Annotated in this window: 15 protein-coding genes and 1 tRNA gene; 4 read left to right on the top strand and 12 right to left on the bottom strand. The window is 69.5% G+C overall.

Going from position 1 to position 14788, the window contains the following annotated elements; translation table 11 throughout:
* Positions 1–30: 30 nt before the first annotated feature.
* Positions 31–1158, bottom strand: coding sequence for a toll/interleukin-1 receptor domain-containing protein (locus C4T78_RS33740; protein ID WP_093357751.1), 1128 nt, complete (start codon positions 1156–1158; stop codon positions 31–33).
* A gap of 177 nt (positions 1159–1335) precedes the next feature.
* Here C4T78_RS33740 and C4T78_RS33735 point away from each other — a divergent pair, with 177 nt between their 5' ends.
* A complete protein-coding gene (locus C4T78_RS33735) occupies positions 1336–2613 on the top strand; it encodes an alginate O-acetyltransferase AlgX-related protein (protein ID WP_093357752.1) in 1278 nt (425 codons plus the stop codon).
* 58 nt (positions 2614–2671) lie between these two features.
* On the opposite strand, the gene thpD is transcribed toward C4T78_RS33735, so the two are convergent.
* From thpD to C4T78_RS33710, 5 genes are all read right to left on the bottom strand, one after another.
* The gene (thpD, locus tag C4T78_RS33730; RefSeq protein ID WP_093156540.1) at positions 2672–3574 is read right to left on the bottom strand and encodes an ectoine hydroxylase; all 903 of its coding nucleotides are present in this window, start codon (positions 3572–3574) and stop codon (positions 2672–2674) included.
* A gap of 196 nt (positions 3575–3770) precedes the next feature.
* The gene (locus tag C4T78_RS33725) at positions 3771–4181 is read right to left on the bottom strand and encodes an ectoine synthase (protein WP_093357754.1); all 411 of its coding nucleotides are present in this window, start codon (positions 4179–4181) and stop codon (positions 3771–3773) included.
* A 134-nt stretch (positions 4182–4315) separates the two neighbouring features.
* Positions 4316–5563, bottom strand: a complete 1248-nt coding sequence (gene ectB, locus C4T78_RS33720; protein ID WP_093357755.1) for a diaminobutyrate--2-oxoglutarate transaminase — start codon at positions 5561–5563, stop codon at positions 4316–4318.
* Positions 5564–5629: 66 nt separating this feature from the next.
* Entirely contained in the window at positions 5630–6136 is a 507-nt protein-coding gene (ectA, locus tag C4T78_RS33715) for a diaminobutyrate acetyltransferase (protein WP_235863835.1), read from the bottom strand.
* Between the two features lie 402 nt (positions 6137–6538).
* Positions 6539–7264, bottom strand: a complete 726-nt coding sequence (locus tag C4T78_RS33710) for a S1 family peptidase (protein WP_093357757.1) — start codon at positions 7262–7264, stop codon at positions 6539–6541.
* A 264-nt stretch (positions 7265–7528) separates the two neighbouring features.
* On the opposite strand from C4T78_RS33710, the gene C4T78_RS33705 reads away from it, so the two are divergent.
* A complete protein-coding gene (locus tag C4T78_RS33705) occupies positions 7529–8698 on the top strand; it encodes an LPXTG cell wall anchor domain-containing protein (RefSeq protein ID WP_143186031.1) in 1170 nt (389 codons plus the stop codon).
* Positions 8699–8818: 120 nt separating this feature from the next.
* Here the strand turns inward: C4T78_RS33705 and C4T78_RS33700 are convergent, their stop codons facing one another.
* The 4 genes from C4T78_RS33700 to C4T78_RS33690 form a co-directional block, all read right to left on the bottom strand.
* Entirely contained in the window at positions 8819–9295 is a 477-nt protein-coding gene (locus C4T78_RS33700; protein ID WP_093357760.1) for a DUF2127 domain-containing protein, read from the bottom strand.
* A gap of 36 nt (positions 9296–9331) precedes the next feature.
* Positions 9332–9901 carry a dihydrofolate reductase family protein gene (locus C4T78_RS33695; protein ID WP_093357761.1) on the bottom strand — a complete coding sequence of 190 codons (570 nt, stop codon included), beginning with the start codon at positions 9899–9901 and terminating at the stop codon, positions 9332–9334.
* A gap of 46 nt (positions 9902–9947) precedes the next feature.
* Positions 9948–10079, bottom strand: a complete 132-nt coding sequence (locus C4T78_RS37215; protein WP_258958398.1) for a hypothetical protein — start codon at positions 10077–10079, stop codon at positions 9948–9950.
* A gap of 104 nt (positions 10080–10183) precedes the next feature.
* Positions 10184–10639 (bottom strand): GNAT family N-acetyltransferase, encoded by a 456-nt coding sequence (locus tag C4T78_RS33690; RefSeq protein ID WP_093357763.1) that lies wholly within the window; start codon positions 10637–10639, stop codon positions 10184–10186.
* A gap of 303 nt (positions 10640–10942) precedes the next feature.
* Between C4T78_RS33690 and C4T78_RS33685 the strand changes: the two genes are divergently transcribed.
* On the top strand, positions 10943–12013 hold the full coding sequence (locus tag C4T78_RS33685; RefSeq protein WP_093357764.1) for a chitinase: 1071 nt from the start codon (positions 10943–10945) through the stop codon (positions 12011–12013).
* Between the two features lie 57 nt (positions 12014–12070).
* Here C4T78_RS33685 and C4T78_RS33680 read toward each other — a convergent pair whose 3' ends face one another.
* A complete protein-coding gene (locus tag C4T78_RS33680) occupies positions 12071–13057 on the bottom strand; it encodes a helix-turn-helix transcriptional regulator (protein WP_093357765.1) in 987 nt (328 codons plus the stop codon).
* Between the two features lie 89 nt (positions 13058–13146).
* Between C4T78_RS33680 and C4T78_RS33675 the strand changes: the two genes are divergently transcribed.
* Positions 13147–14382, top strand: a complete 1236-nt coding sequence (locus tag C4T78_RS33675) for an FAD-dependent oxidoreductase (RefSeq protein WP_218161733.1) — start codon at positions 13147–13149, stop codon at positions 14380–14382.
* 178 nt (positions 14383–14560) lie between these two features.
* Here the strand turns inward: C4T78_RS33675 and C4T78_RS33670 are convergent.
* A tRNA-Thr gene (locus C4T78_RS33670) sits at positions 14561–14636 on the bottom strand.
* Positions 14637–14788: the final 152 nt, after the last annotated feature.

The raw sequence follows: 14788 nt of genomic DNA, 5'->3' as shown, positions 1-14788 counted from the left end.
ACCGCGATGCGCGACCGAGCGCCGGTGAGTTCAGCCGGACTCCGGGCGCGGGGGCACTTGCAGGCCGTCCATCTGCTTGACCCAGTTCTGGATGACCTCGTCGCCGTCGACCATGAGCGTCAGGCCTTTGCGCAGCTCGCGGAGAACGGGGCGCAGATTGCGCGATTCCCGCTCGACGGGCTCGATCGTCGACACCAACTCCTTCAACGCCCCCAGGCCCTCCGCGGAACCGGACGCCATCTGCCGGACCAGGTCGAAGAAGTCGTGGACGTCCTCGGCGCTGGTCGAGTTCTGCCTGAGTTCGCCGGGTATGCGCGCGAGGACCGCCTGCATGCCCAGGTCCACCGTGTGGAGCTGGGCGGCGAATTCGTTGCCCAGTCTCGCGATCTGCTCCGCCGGAGGCTTCAGCTCCTGGGCGAACTGGTTGAAGATCGCGTTCCTGGTGGCCGACCCCTGCCCTCGGGCATCACTGGCCTGGATCGCCTCTCCCGCGGTGGTGGCGAGCTCCTCGATGCGGAGGATCTCCGCCGTGATCCGGCGAACCGTTTCCGTCCACGCGGGCATGACTTCCTCGGCCTCGGCCACCACGTCGACGAATCCCGGCGCGGACGGGACCGACTCCCGGCTGGTCGCGGCGTCGCCGCCATCCACGGCCTCAGCGGCGGTCGCGGCCTCCGCGAGCCGTTGTGCCAGCTGCGCCACTGCTTTCCGGTATTCCGGGGAGGTGGTGGCCGCGAACCGGAGATCGGTCCAGTCGACCCACTGGAAGGCGCGGGTGCGCGCGATCAGCTCGTCGGTCGGCGGCTCCTCGCGGAGTTCGGCGAAGTCGATGTAGAGGATCGGCAGGATCAGCTCGGCGAGGCCGAGCGCTCGGGCCTTCTTGATGAAGAAGTCCAGCTCGCGGCGGCATTCCTGGCTCCGGAAGTAGCGCCGCGTGAGCACCGGGATGAAGAAGGCCACGTCAGCGAGGGTGCCGTCGATCTTGGAGCGCCAGTCCTCGCCCCAGGAGATCTCGTCGCGGTCCAGGAACAGGTCGATCTGCTCACCGGTGATCATCTCGTACTGCGCCACCACGTCCCGGGCGAGCTGCGCGATCCTGCCGGATTCCGCGGCGTCGTCCGCGTGGACGTAGGACAAGAACCCCTTGGCGCTCGACATGTTCCCGCTTCCCTGGTTGATTCCGCGCAGAGGTCTGGATCGTCTCAGCGGTGCCCTGGGCGCTGCGGCCCCGGATCTGCGCTTCACCCGAACAGATCAGCCGACGCGGCGGCGGGTGGTGCCGCGGATCTGCGAGTTTTCGAACGGTCGCGGTGAGTGGCCGGTTAACGTTGGGGTGTGTCGCGGCAGAAGAAGCTCCCCCCGGTCCACGAGGCGTGGTTGCCGCGGGAGCACCCGCTGCACCGGCCGCGGCACGGCAGGCGGCAGCTCGCGGCGCTGGTGTGCGCCGTCCTGTTCTTCACCGCGCCCCTGGTGAGCTGGGTCTTCGGGGCTCGGCCCGGGCAGCTGGAGAACCGGCCGCTGGCGGCCTTCCCGAGCGTCACCGAGGGGTGGGGCTTCTTCACCGGGATGAACGCCTGGGCCACCGATCACCTGCCGTTCCGGCGGCAGGCCGTGCAGTCGGTGGACGCGCTCAGCCGCGGCGTCTTCGGCGAGCCCGCTCGGCTGGACGGCGGTTCGCACACCTCGCCGGTGGGTGCCGGGCAGGTCGACGAGAAGCCGCAGATCGACGAGAACGTGTTCCCCGCGGTCATCGAGGGCAAGGGCGGCTGGCTGTTCCTGGGGCACGACGTGTCCTACCGCTGCGTGCCGAAGCGCTCGCTGGACGAGGTGATCGCCGGGCTGCGCCGCTGGCGCGCCGTGGTGGAGGCGTCCGGGCGGAAGTTCCAGCTCGTCGTCGCCCCCGACAAGTCCACTGTGTACCCGGAGAACCTGCCGGACGCCTACGCGGGCGAGGACTGCTCGACGAAGGCCCGCGAGGAGTTCTGGAAGCGCGTTCCGCGCGAGACCGGCGCGCTGGACATGCGCAACCAGCTGCGCGAGGTCGCCGCGCGCAACCAGCGGCCGATCTACCACGACATCGACACGCACTGGACGCACGAGGGCGGCATCACCATGGCCTACCAGCTCGCCGAACGCCTGGAACCGGGCGCGACGCGCGACTGGAAGGTCCGGCCGTCGCGGCAGTACCCGCACAGCGCGGACATCCCGGACCTGCTGGGCCAGGACCGCACCGTGCCGATCCAGGCGTACTCGCTGGCGCCGGACGGCAGCGACGTGGACAACACCCAGTTCGAGCCCAGCGACTTCCACGAGCCGCTGCACCTGGAATCGCCGCCGAAGCCGGGCATGGTCACCCGGCCGATGCGGATGGTGGGCGACTCGTTCACCCAGTTCGCCAGCCCGTACCTGGCGGCGACCTTCACCGACCTGACGATCGTGCACCCGGACCAGGTCGCGGTGGACCCGGAAGCGGCCGGCCGGCTCCTCGCCGAAGGCGAGATCGTGACCTTCGAGCTCTCCGAGCGCTTCGTCGCAGGAGGCCGCTACCCGATGCTCGACGCAGCCGTCGCCGACAAGGCAGGCGCAATCCTGGCAGCCCACCCCATCCGCTGACCCGCGGGCCGTGAGCGCTTTGGGGCGCCATAGCACCCCAAAGCGCTCACGGATCCGGTCAGCGGGTGAGCGGGGTGTGGTCCTGGGACGCGATGAAGCGCGGGCGCGGGATCTGCGCCGCGAACGGGCGTTCCAGGGTGTTCTCCACGCTGTTGAACACGATGAAGATGTTCGAGCGCGGGAACGGCGTGATGTTGTTTCCGGAGGCGTGCATGCAGTTCGAGTCGAACCACAGGGCCGAGCCCGCCGGACCGGTGAACTGCTCGATGCCGTGCTCGTAGGCCATCCGCGTGATGGCTTCCTCGCTGGGCACCCCGACGCGCTGCTCCTTGAGCGAGGACTTGTAGTTGTCCTCGGGCGTTTCGCCTGCGCAGGGCACGAACGTCCGGTGCGAGCCCGGCATGATCATCAGACCGCCGTTGAACGCGTAGTTGTCGGTGAGGGCGATCGAGATGCTGACCGCCCGCATCGCGGGCATGCCGTCCTCGGCGTGCCAGGTCTCGAAGTCCGAGTGCCAGTAGAAGCCGGTGCCCCGGTAGCCGGGCATGTAGTTGATCCGGCTCTGGTGCACGTACACGTCCGAGCCGAGGATCTGCCGGGCCCGGTCCAGTACCCGCGGGTCGCGGGCCAGCTCGGCGATCAGTTCGCTGGTGCGGTGCACCTCGAAGATCGAGCGGACCTCGTCCGACGACCGCTCGACGATGGTGCGCTCGTCGGCGCGCACCGCCGGATCGCTGGTGAGCCGTTCCAGCTCCTGCCAGTACGTCTGCACCTCAGCCGGGGACAGCAGACCCTCCACGACGTGGAAGCCCTTGACCTCGTGCGAGCGGAGCTCCGCCGCGCTGGCCGGGCCCGCGTCCACACCGGGCCAGACGGTGGGATCGTCCCGGTCGATCGGGGACGGTTCGGCGCCCACCCGGGTCGGGTAGCGGTCCTGGGTGCTGAGTTCAGCGACGGTCATGGGTTGCGCCTCCTTCGCGAATTCCCGCCGGAGCGGTCGGTGCCGTCGGCACCGCCGCCATTTCTCGGTTCCTCGGTTAGAAGCGGCACGCACTCGGCGCGCCCGCAATCCCCCCGAGCAGGGGGAGACCAGTTGTGCGCGTGGCGGGTAACCAGCCTTGGTTACCCGCCACGGGCGGTGGACAAGCGCACGGGGCTCAGTTGGCCGCCGCCGCCTCGTCCTCCTCGACGATCAGGGGGTACACGCCGTCCTCGTCGTGCACCTCGCGCCCGGTCACGGGCGGGTTGAACACGCAGACGGTCTTCATCTCGGTGCGCGGCCGGACCTGGTGCTTGTCGGCGTTGTTGAGCACGTAGATCGAACCCGGCTTGAGCTGGTGCACCTCGCCGGTCGCCTTGTTCTCGACCTCGCCCTCACCGGAAGTGATGAACACGGCCTCGATGTGGTTGGCGTACCAGAAGTCGTTCACCGTGCCCGCGTAGAGCGTGGTCTCGTGCACCGAGAAGCCGAGCTTGTCCTTGGCCAGGACGATCCGCTTGCTGCGCCAGTTCTCCGTCTTGATGTCGGCGTCGGTGTCCTCGATTTCCGACAGGTGCCGGACGATCACGTTTCCTCCAGGGGGTCTCAGTACTAGTTCGCGCTATCGCGCACTGCCGCAGATTCTCAGAGGTGCCCTCGCGGGAGTAGTCCCGGCACGCGGATTCGATCGTCCGGGTGCCGGGATTTCCCGGGAGCCGCAGGTCAGGCCAGCACTTCGCGGACCGACTCGCGGATGATCTGCAGGCCCTTCTCCAGCTCGTCGTCCGAGACGGTCAGCGGCGGCATGATCTTCAGGACCTCGCTGGACGGGCCGGAGGTCTCCACCAGCAGTTTGCGGTCGAACGCCGCCTTGGAGACCTTGCCCGCCACGTTGAGGTCGTCGAATCCGATGCCGCGCGCCAGGCCGCGGCCCTTCGAGATGGCCCCGCCGTGCTCGGTGGCGATCTCCTCCAGCACCGCGCCGACCCGCTCGCCCTTGGCGACGGTCGCCTTCTCCAGCGAGTCGTCGGCCCAGTACTGCTTGATGGCCTCGGTCGCGGTGACGAACGCCGGGCTGTTGCCGCGGAAGGTGCCGTTGTGCTCGCCCGGCTCCCACACGTCGTGCTCCGGCTTGATCAGCGTCAGCGCCATCGGCAGGCCGTAGCCGCCGATGGACTTCGACAGGCAGACGATGTCGGGCTGGATGCCGGCCTCTTCGAAGCTGAAGAACGGGCCGGTGCGGCCGCAGCCCATCTGCACGTCGTCGACGATCATCAGCATGCCGTGCTTCTGGCACAGGTCGTAGAGCCCGCGCAGCCACTCCGGCCGGGACGAGTTGATGCCGCCCTCGCCCTGCAGCGTCTCGACGATGACCGCGGCCGGCTCGTTGAGCCCGCTACCGCTGTCCTCGAGCATCTTCTCGAAGTACAGGAAGTCCGGGACCTGGCCGTCGAAGTAGTCGTCGTAGGGCATCGGCGTGGCGTGCACCAGCGGGATGCCCGCGCCGCCGCGCTTCATCGAGTTGCCGGTCACCGACAGCGACCCCAGCGTCATGCCGTGGAAGGCGTTGGTGAAGCTGATGATGGACTCGCGGCCGGTGATCTTGCGGACCAGCTTCAGCGCCGACTCGACCGAGTTGGTGCCGGTCGGGCCGGGGAACTGGACCTTGTAGTTCAGCCCGCGCGGTTCGAGCACGTTCTGCTGGAAGGCCTGCAGGAACTCGCCCTTGGCGACGGTGGACTGGTCCAGGGCGTGGGTGACGCCGTCCCGCTCCAGGTACTCGAGGAGCTTGCGTTTGAGCGCCGGGTTGTTGTGCCCGTAGTTGAGCGCCCCGGCACCGGCGAAGAAGTCCAGGTAGGCGGTGCCGTCCTGGTCGTACAGGTAGCTGCCGGAGGCGCGGTCGAACACCGTCGGCCAGGTGCGGCAGTAGCTGCGGACTTCGGATTCCAGGGTTGCGAAGATGTCGTTCACGGATCCTCCGTTCGTGCCGGGCGGCGCACTGCGGGCGCGCCTCGGCAGCAGGCAAGGCTTCGTGCGTCAGCGGCCGGTTGCGGCTGCGACAGCGGGGGCCGCGGTGAACGGCCCGATGCGGTACAGGTCTTCTCCCAGGTGCGCGTCCGGGAACAGGTCGGCGGTGAACAGCTCGCTGCGCTGCAGTTCCGCCGAGCGGCTGCGCGCCAGCGCGGTGAACAGCTTGATCGAAGCGGCGTTGTCCGGGGTGATCGTCGTCTCCAGGTACCGGATCCCGCGCGGCTGCACGCGGTCCACCAGGTGCCCCAGCAGCCGACTGGCCACGCCACCACCGCGCTGGGAGGCATCGACGGCGATCTGCCACACCACCAGGGTGTCGGGGGCGTCGGGCCGGATGTACCCGGTCACGAAGCCCACCACCGCTCCGTCGATGCGCGCCACCGCTGAGGTCTGCGCGAAGTCCCGGCACCACAACAGATAGGCGTAGGACGAGTTCACGTCGAGCACCGCCGAATCACGAGTGATCCGGTAGAGCTCGGGGCCGTCCGCGACGACCGGAGTATCGATCTCCAACCGCCCGGCTGAACCGCTCTCGCCAATTCGTTCGTCGATGTTATGGCTCGGTTTGTCGCCGGTCATGCTTCGCCAACTTAACAGAACATCCGTAACGCGTCAGGTTCGCGGAGCGATAACCACTCGTCTACCAGGCGAGACGCGATTTTGCACGTGAGAAGCACTACAGAAACGTTGATTTGTGATCTGACGCGGTGCTACCCGCGCGCCGCGCGTATTATTGATCAATTCTTCCGCATGCGCTCTGACCTGCAGAAATGCCGAATTCCCGCGCTGTTCGCGCGGGTGTGTCGGAGATGATTTTCGATAGCCGAAAAAACTGCTCCCGAAGATGAAATCCAAACGCGAACGGTCCGCCCGGGTGCCGGCACGCACCCGAGCGGACCGCCGACCGCGTGGGATCTACACGCCCGCCACGGACTGGATCCAGTCGCGGTATTGGGTGATGTTGGTGTAGGCCGTGGTGGTCTGCCGGTCGCTGGTGGAGGCCACGCCGACCTGCACGTTCCCGGAGAACATCGGGCCGCCGGAGTCACCGCCGGCCGGGATGCCGTCGCCGCGGCGCGCGCACACCGCGGTGCCGCCGCGGTAGTCGCTGCACGCGATGTTGGTCACCTGCACGTCGGCGACCTTCAGGCGCTGCGACTGGCACTGGATCTCGGGGAGGTTGGTGCAGGTGGCGCCCCAGCCGTAGGTCTGCACGGTCTGGCCGACCTGGACGTCGCCGACCGAGCCCAGCGGCGCGTACTCGGCCTGCACGGCGCGGTCGATGTTGACCAGGGCGAGGTCGGCGCGCGGGTGGGTCGTGACGCCGCCGGGCTTGGCGTTGGCCTTCTCGCCCTGCGTCTGGTCGAGGCTGCCGATGTTGAAGCTCAGCTGCCCACCGCCTGCGACGCAGTGCTGCGCGGTGAGGATCCACTCGGGCGCGATGATGGTGGCCGAGCAGTTCTCCCGGCCGTCGGCGAACAGCCGGGCGGCCCACGGCGCGTTCTCCGCGTACCGGCCGTCGATGATGTAGGGCTGGACGTCCGAGGACGGGGCTTGCTCGGCGGCCTGGGCCGGAGCGACGAACGCCGCGGCGGCCAGGACGGCCCCGACGACGCCGGCGAGGTTTCGGGCGAGGGACACGCTGATCTCCTTCGGTTCGCGAGGAACGCAGCTGGTTCGAACCGAAATGCACTCTTCACTCGATCGAGTGAAGATGTCCATTTGTTGGACACAACTCGCCAAATTAACGGCGAACCCGCGGAAATTGATCAAGGTGTTGACCCGGGAAAACCCGAGGAATTACCGGATTTACCGCGCGTCCGGCGATCGGGTGAGCGCGGGGCCTCCGGACACGCCGAGATCGATGCGCCTGCGCAGTCCACAGAGGACTCTTAGGCTCCGCGTGTGATCAGAGCGACCCATTCGATCCTCGCCGCGGTAGCAGCGGTGGCCGTGGCCGCCGCGGGGCCGACCGCGGCCGCCCAGCAGACCGTCGCCGAGAGCTCGCTGCTGCAGCTGGACGTCACCGCCGTTCCGCAGGCCGGCGTCGGCGGCTTCAGCGGCGAGCTCGGTGCGGTTTCCGCCGGTCCGGGCAACAGCACCGCCTCGTGGGACCAGAGCGACCCGGAGGGCGTGCGCGGCCACGTCAACGGCTGGCACGGCGGCCCGACGCCGCCCGGCACCTCGACCGTGCAGGTCACCGACAGCGCCGGATCGCGCGAGGCCAGCGCCGCCTGGAGCGGTTTCGGCATCTCCGCGACCGAAGGCGGGCCGAACCTGCTCAGCTTCGGGGCGCTGCACACCTGGGCGCGCTGCACCCAGGCGCCGCTGGCCAGCAGCGAGGAGGCGTACGCGGCGACCGACTCGAACTCGATCTACCTGTTCGACGACACGACCCGCCCGCTGCCCGCCGGGAGCTCCACGGCGGAGACCACCGGCGCGCGGATGGGGCTGTCCGGGATCGGCGACGTGACGCTGACGATCGACGTGGCGAGGATCCAGGAGACCTACGCCCACGGTGCGCACGCGGCGATCCGGATCCAGGTGCACGCGGTCATGCGCGACACCTCGGGCGAGATCGTCTTCGACGGCGGGCTGATGGACGTGACGGCAGGCGAGGTCAGCGTCGAGTGCGAGTCCGCCCCGTCGACGTCCGAGCCCCCGACCTCGGAACCTCCGACGTCCGAACCGCCGACCTCCGAGCCCCCGACGTCCTCGACGGAGACTTCGGAGCCGCCGACGTCCACGGACACCTCGGAGCCGCCGACGTCCACGACCTCGCCCTGCCCGCCGCCTCCGAGCTGCGACCAGGAGCCGTGCCCGCAACCGCCTCCGACCTGCACCGAACCGCCGGACTGTGCGGAGAATCCCGGGGCGCCGGGCTGCGGTGGACCGCCCTCCGGCGGTGGTGATCTGCCCGGTGGCGGGCAGCCCGGCGACGGCTCTGACGGCTCCTCGCCGGGCGTCGATCACCTGGCGCAGACCGGTGTGCCGACCGGCGCGCTGAGCATCGCAGGCGCTGCGTTGCTGGCCGCTGGTGCACTGCTGCTCGTGGTGCTGCGCAGGAAGGCCTGACCGCTCGATCCGGCTCCACCCGTCGCCCGACGCGCTCCGGTGTGTCGGGCGACGGTCTTCTCCCGGGCGGCCGCCGGTCGCGAATTTCCGGCAAAACTGGCATATTTCGCAGTGTTGGGGTCACGTTCGCCGGTGGCGCAGTTCCAGGTACTCCTTGACGACCAGGACGATGATCGCCACGTCGAGCGCGGCGAGCAGCGGCAGCACGATCGAGCCGGTCCGCGCCGCGCGGAGCACCTCGAAGACGACGAACAGGCCCAGCGCCGCGACCGCGACCGGGTACATCGGCAGGATCTCGCGGATCAGCGCGATCACCAGCACCAGCTTGATCGCGCCGTGCAGGAGCAGGTAGGCGATCACGAACGTCCGGTCGCCGCCTGCGAAGTGCCGCACCGCCTCCTCGAAGTGCCCGGCCAGCGCCCCCTCGGGCGGCCCGACCAGGTCGCGGGTGACGACCGCGTGCGCGAGCCGGGTGATGGTGTCCGGTGGCAGGAAGACGAGCACGATGCCGCCGATCAGCTGCACCGCGCCGTCCAGCCCCTTGATCAGGACGGCGGCCAGGAAGAGCTTGTCGGTCAACGTGGTCCGCCCGCGCACCGCCCCATCATGCGTGCGTCGATCGAGCTCGGCAGCTCACCTGCGCGTGTAGGTGTGGATCGCCGCGCCGCTGCCGAGGACGTGGGATCCGGTGAGGGCGAGGTGCGTCGGCGCCACCTCGCCGTCGAACACGCCGATGCCGGTGCCGAGGACGAACGGGTAGATCTTCAGCACCAGCTCGTCGATCTCCGGCAGCAGCGCGGCGGCGAGCTTGCCGCCGCCGGCCAGCCAGATCCCGCCGCCCGGTCGGTTCTTGAGCTCCTTCACCGCGGTGACCGGGTCACCGGCGATGACGTTGATCGCCGGGTCCGCGCTGGTGAGGCCCGACGAGACCACGTGCTGCTCCAGGTGGGAGTAAGGGCTGGTGACGCCCTGCGCCACGCCCGGCTCGTAGGTGCCGCGGCCCATCACGACCGCGTCGAAGCGGTCGCCCAGGTCGGTGACGCCCATGGCTTCGTGCAGGTGCGTCGGCAGCGTCTGCGGGTACTCCGCGACGATGTGTTCGACCAGCCCGTCCGGCAGCGGGAAGAAGGCGTCGAGCGAGCCGTCGGTCGCGGCGATGCGGCCGTCGACGCTGCATCCGATGAAGTAGGTCAGCTTTCGCATCGAGTTCTCCTGTGCGGTCGGTCGGGGCTGCTGCGGGGTGCGCGGGTCAGCGGTGACCACCGTGCTTGGGCAGCGGGCGCCGGACCGGGAACGAGCGGGGGGCGTGCGGCCGCGGGCCGTGCCGCTTGCCGCCGTGCGGCGCCGGGAAGCCGGACTGGGCGTTGAAGGGCTTTCGCATGTGACAACCACTCTCGTTTCGAAGCACTGCGCTTGAAGTACTTCAAACGTAGTACTCCGATTGTAGTGGTGTCAACGGTGAATTCGAGCGGGGCCGCCTGGCGGTCAGAGACGCTTGGTCATGAAGACGCTGTTGGGGTCCGGGCGGTAGTCGGCGAAGGGCTCGCACCGCGTGAAGCCGTGCTTGGCGTAGAGGCGGCGGGCGGGTTCGAAGAAGTCGAACGACCCGGTTTCCAGGCTCACCCGGGAGAATCCGCGCTGCCGCGCGATGGCGGTGATGTGCTCCAGCAGGCGGGATGCCAGGCCGCGGTTCTGGTGCGTCGGGGCGACTCGCATCGACTTGAGCTCCGCGTGCTCGGCGTCCAGCGCCTTGAGTGCTCCGCAGGCGACCACGGCCTCGCCGTCGCGCAACGACCAGAAGGTGATCTCGGGGCGGCGCAGCGCGTCGAGGTCGAGCGTGTGGGTGCTCTCCGGTGGGGAGATCGCTCGCAGCTCCGCGACGTGGGCGGTGAGGAATTCGGCGATCTCCGGCCCGGTCAGGTCGTCGACGATGATCTGCACGCGCTGCTCCGTTCGGCTCGGTCCCGGCTGATCGTCCGGGGGTCGGGTTTCGGTGGAGAAACGGCGGTGTGACGGTCGCGTTTCCGCTGGTCGGGCTCCGTGAGCGTTTTGGGGTGTCATAGCGCCCCAAAACGCTCACGGCAGTCCACCTGCGAAAACCTGGCCTAAATTGGTAAATACCACTTCGTCGGGAGTCTTGTTTCCGACCTTCCTGCTTGGCATAAAGGATTCCACTGGAATTCATCGAATGAATTCGATTCAGGACCAATTCCGGAACTGGTCCGGTCGAGAGGGGAGCGGCACATGGCCGGTCGGATGAAACGCCTGCTCGGAGCCGGTCTGGTGGTGGCCTTCACCGCCGTCCTGCCGGTGTTCCCGGCCGCGGCGGACACGTCGGGCCCCGCGCCCGAGGCGGCGGCCAGCTGCCCGGTGAAGTCGAAACCGGAAGGCAAGGTGCTGCACGGCTACTGGGAAAACTGGGACGGTGCGGCCAACGGCGTGCACCCGCCGTTCGGCTGGACGCCGATCACCAACCCGGAGATCCGCCAGCACGGCTACAACGTGATCAACGCGGCCTTCCCGGTCATCCGCTCCGACGGCACGGTGCTGTGGGAGGACGGCATGGACAGCACCGTCAAGGTGGCCACGCCGGAGGAGATGTGCCAGGCGAAGGCGGACGGCCTCACCATCCTGATGTCGATCGGCGGCGCGACCGCGGGCATCGACCTGTCCTCCAGCGCGGTCGCCGACCGGTTCGTCGAAACCGTGGTGCCGATCCTCAAGAAGTACAACTTCGACGGCATCGACATCGACATCGAGACCGGCCTGACCGGCAGCGGGAACATCAACCAGCTGTCACCGTCGCAGGCCAACCTGATCCGCATCATCGACGGCGTGCTGGCCCAGATGCCGGCCAACTTCGGCCTCACGATGGCCCCGGAGACGGCCTACGTGACCGGCGGCAGCGTGACCTACGGCTCGATCTGGGGCGCCTACCTGCCGATCGTGAAGAAGTACGCCGACAACGGCCGCCTCTGGTGGCTGAACATGCAGTACTACAACGGCAGCATGTACGGCTGCTCCGGCGACTCGTACCAGGCGGGCACCGTCGAGGGCTTCACGAAGCAGACGGACTGCCTGAACAACGGCCTGGTCGTCCAGGGCACGACGATCAAGGTGCCCTACGACAAGCAGGTCCCGGGCCTGCCCGCCCAGCCGGGCGCGGGCGGCGGCTACATGTCCCCGAACCTGGTGGCCCAGGCCTGGAACAACTACAACGGCAACCTGAAGGGCCTGATGACCTGGTCCCTCAACTGGGACGGCTCGAAGAACTGGACCTTCGGCAACAACGTCAAGTCCCTCCAGGGCCGCTGACCGGCGAAAACCGCTGCCCCGCCCGGATTCCCGAGCGGGGCGCTTCGCTGCGCGGGGTCATTCGCGGGGGATTGCCGCGTAGCGGTGGGCGAGCTTTCGGCAGGCGTTGATGAGTTCGGGCGGGTGCAGGTCGGTCAGGTGGGCGTCGAAGGTGGCCAGGATTCCGGCGATTCCGGCCCAGGACCAGGCACCGAGGGTGAGGCGGCAGTGATCGGCGTCGAGGTGCTCGACGACGGAGCCGCCGGGAGCCCAGCGGGCCACGACGTGGGCGGGCAGGCGCAGCCGCGCGCTTCCGGTGCAGGGCCAGGCGGCGAGGACGTCGCCGCGGTCGTGGCTGCTCATGACGAAGTGGGCGAGGTCGCCGCCGGGCACGTCGCGGTGGCCGAAGCGCGAGGTCGTGTGGCGCGGGTGCAGCCGGTCCACGCGGTGCACGCGCCACTGCCTGCGGTCGAGGTCGTAGGCGACGAGGTACCACCGGGCCGCCCACACCACGAGGTGGTGCGGTTCGAGGCCGGCGGTCGTGAAGTCGTCGTCCTCGGGGGCGGGCCGCGTTCCGTCGGGACGCAGGAGTTCGGCGACCAGCACGCGGCGGTGCCGCACGGCGCTGCCGACGGCGCTCAGCGCGGCGGGGTCGATCGGTGGTGCGGGGAACTCCCAGTAGTTCTGCAGCTGGGTCAGGCGCAGGGATTCCATTGCGGCGCGCAGTGTTTCGGGCATGGCCTGCTGCACGGCGGCCAGTGCCCGGGCGGTGTCGTCCTGCAGGCCGAACACGGTGCTGGGCGCGGTTTGCAGCGCCACGGCGACCGCCAGCGCCTGGTCGTGGTCGAACAGCAGCGGCAAGGTGTGCCCGGTGCCGAGCCGGTAGCCGCCGTCCGGGCCGCGAACCGTCGTGATCGGGTAGCCGAGCTCCCGCAGGGTGTCCAGGTCGCGGCGGACCGTGCGCTCGCTGACCTCCAGCCGGGCCGCGAGGTCGCGGCGTGACCACTGGCGGCGCGATCCCAGCAGGGACAGCAGCCGCAACGCTCGGTGCGAGGTGCTCGCCATCGATCCATCGTGACACCGGTACTGGCCGTTCGGCGTCCACTACCGGTGTCACCGTCGAGGACAAGTGATCACTCGGCAGTGGAGGTTGGATGAGCATGCGCGTCGCCGTGGTCGGGGGCGGGATCGGCGGGCTCGCGCTGGGCGCCGGGCTGCGCCGCAGCGGGTACGAGGTGGCGGTGTACGACCGCGACACCGACGTCGCCGCGACCGGCGGCTACCACATCACGCTCGACCAGCGTGCGCAGTCGGCGCTGGCGCGGTTGGTGTCGCCGGAGATCGTGCGGCGGCTGCTGGCATCGGGATCCGCGCTGCGGCTGCGGGAGCGGGACGCGTTCTGGGACCGGCGCGGCCGCCTGCTCGGGCACGGCCCGGATCTGTCCGGCAGCGCGAGCATCGACGTCGACCGCATCACGCTGCGCACGCTGCTGGCCGAAGCCGTCGGCGAGGACCTGCACCTCGGGCGGGCCGTGTCGGGTGTGGACCAGCAGGGTCAGCCGCGGGTGACGTTCGCGGACGGCACGTCGGTCACCGCGGACCTGGTGGTCGGGGCCGACGGCGCGCACTCGCTCGTCGCCCGCCACCTGGCCTCCGGACCGACCAACCGCCCGGCGGGCATCATCGGGTTCTCCGGGCGAACCCGGCGCGCCGACCTCGACCCCGTCGAGCAGCAGCGCCTCGGCCTCCGCTCGTCGACGGCGGTCGGCCCGCGCGGTGCCGCGCTCTACATCGGATTCCTGGACCCGGTCGGCAATGCCGCTCTCGACGCCCCCGAGCTGCGGATGTCGGTCACCACCGGCCCGACCTACATCTGGGGCGCGATGTTCCCGGAATCCGCCGGGACGGATTCCCTGCGCGAGCTGAGCGGCACCCGGTTGCAGAACGCGCTGCTGGACGGCTTCCGCGTCAGAGGATGGGCCGAGCACACGCTGGAGGTCATCGCCCGTGCCGATCCGGCCGGCGTGGCGGCGTTCCGCTTCAACGCCGCCTCGACCAGGGCCGGCGACCTCGCGCCGTGGGAGGCGGGCCGCATCACGGCCCTCGGCGACGCCGTCCACGCCACCCCGCCCACGGCGGGCATGGGCGCCGGTGCGGCGATCCGCGACGCGGCCGACCTGCTCGACCACCTCGGCACGGCCACCGACGACACCACGCTCACCGGCGCGATCGCCCGCTTCGAAACCGGAATGCGCCGGCGCGGTGCCGAAGTGCTCACCATGGCGATGAGAACGGTGCGCCTGATCCTGGCCACCGACACCGCCCTCGGCGCCGCGGCCACGACGGTGGCCGCCCCGGTCCTCGCCGCAGCCACCCGCCTCCGCCGCTAGGTGGCATTTTCGCGCGAGATCGGCGTTCGCCGGGCGTGGAAGATGCCGACTCCGCGCGGAATCGCGGACGACTGATCGCCGAAACGGCGGCGCCCCGCTCGACGTGATCGGGCGGGGCGTTGTGTGCTGGAGCTGACAGGCCGTGCGGGATTCGTCAAAAGACCTGGTCAGGTACCTTTGGAGCCGCTGAGGGGACTCGAACCCCTGACCGTCCGCTTACAAGGCGGGCGCTCTACCAACTGAGCTACAGCGGCGCGCACGTCGTGTGGTGCGGGGACATCGTAAGCATCCGCTCGCTCGGGTGGGGAAGCGGCTTGGCCACATCTGGCGGACCATCGCTTCGGTCGCTGGTGACGGGCGCGGCCGGACAGTGATGGACGCCACGGAATTCAGGTGCAACGGTCAG

The sequence above is a fragment of the Saccharopolyspora kobensis genome (assembly GCF_900108315.1).
In the GTDB taxonomy this organism is placed as follows: Bacteria; Actinomycetota; Actinomycetes; order Mycobacteriales; family Pseudonocardiaceae; genus Saccharopolyspora; species Saccharopolyspora kobensis.
This window is presented reverse-complemented; position numbering and strand designations above follow the sequence as displayed.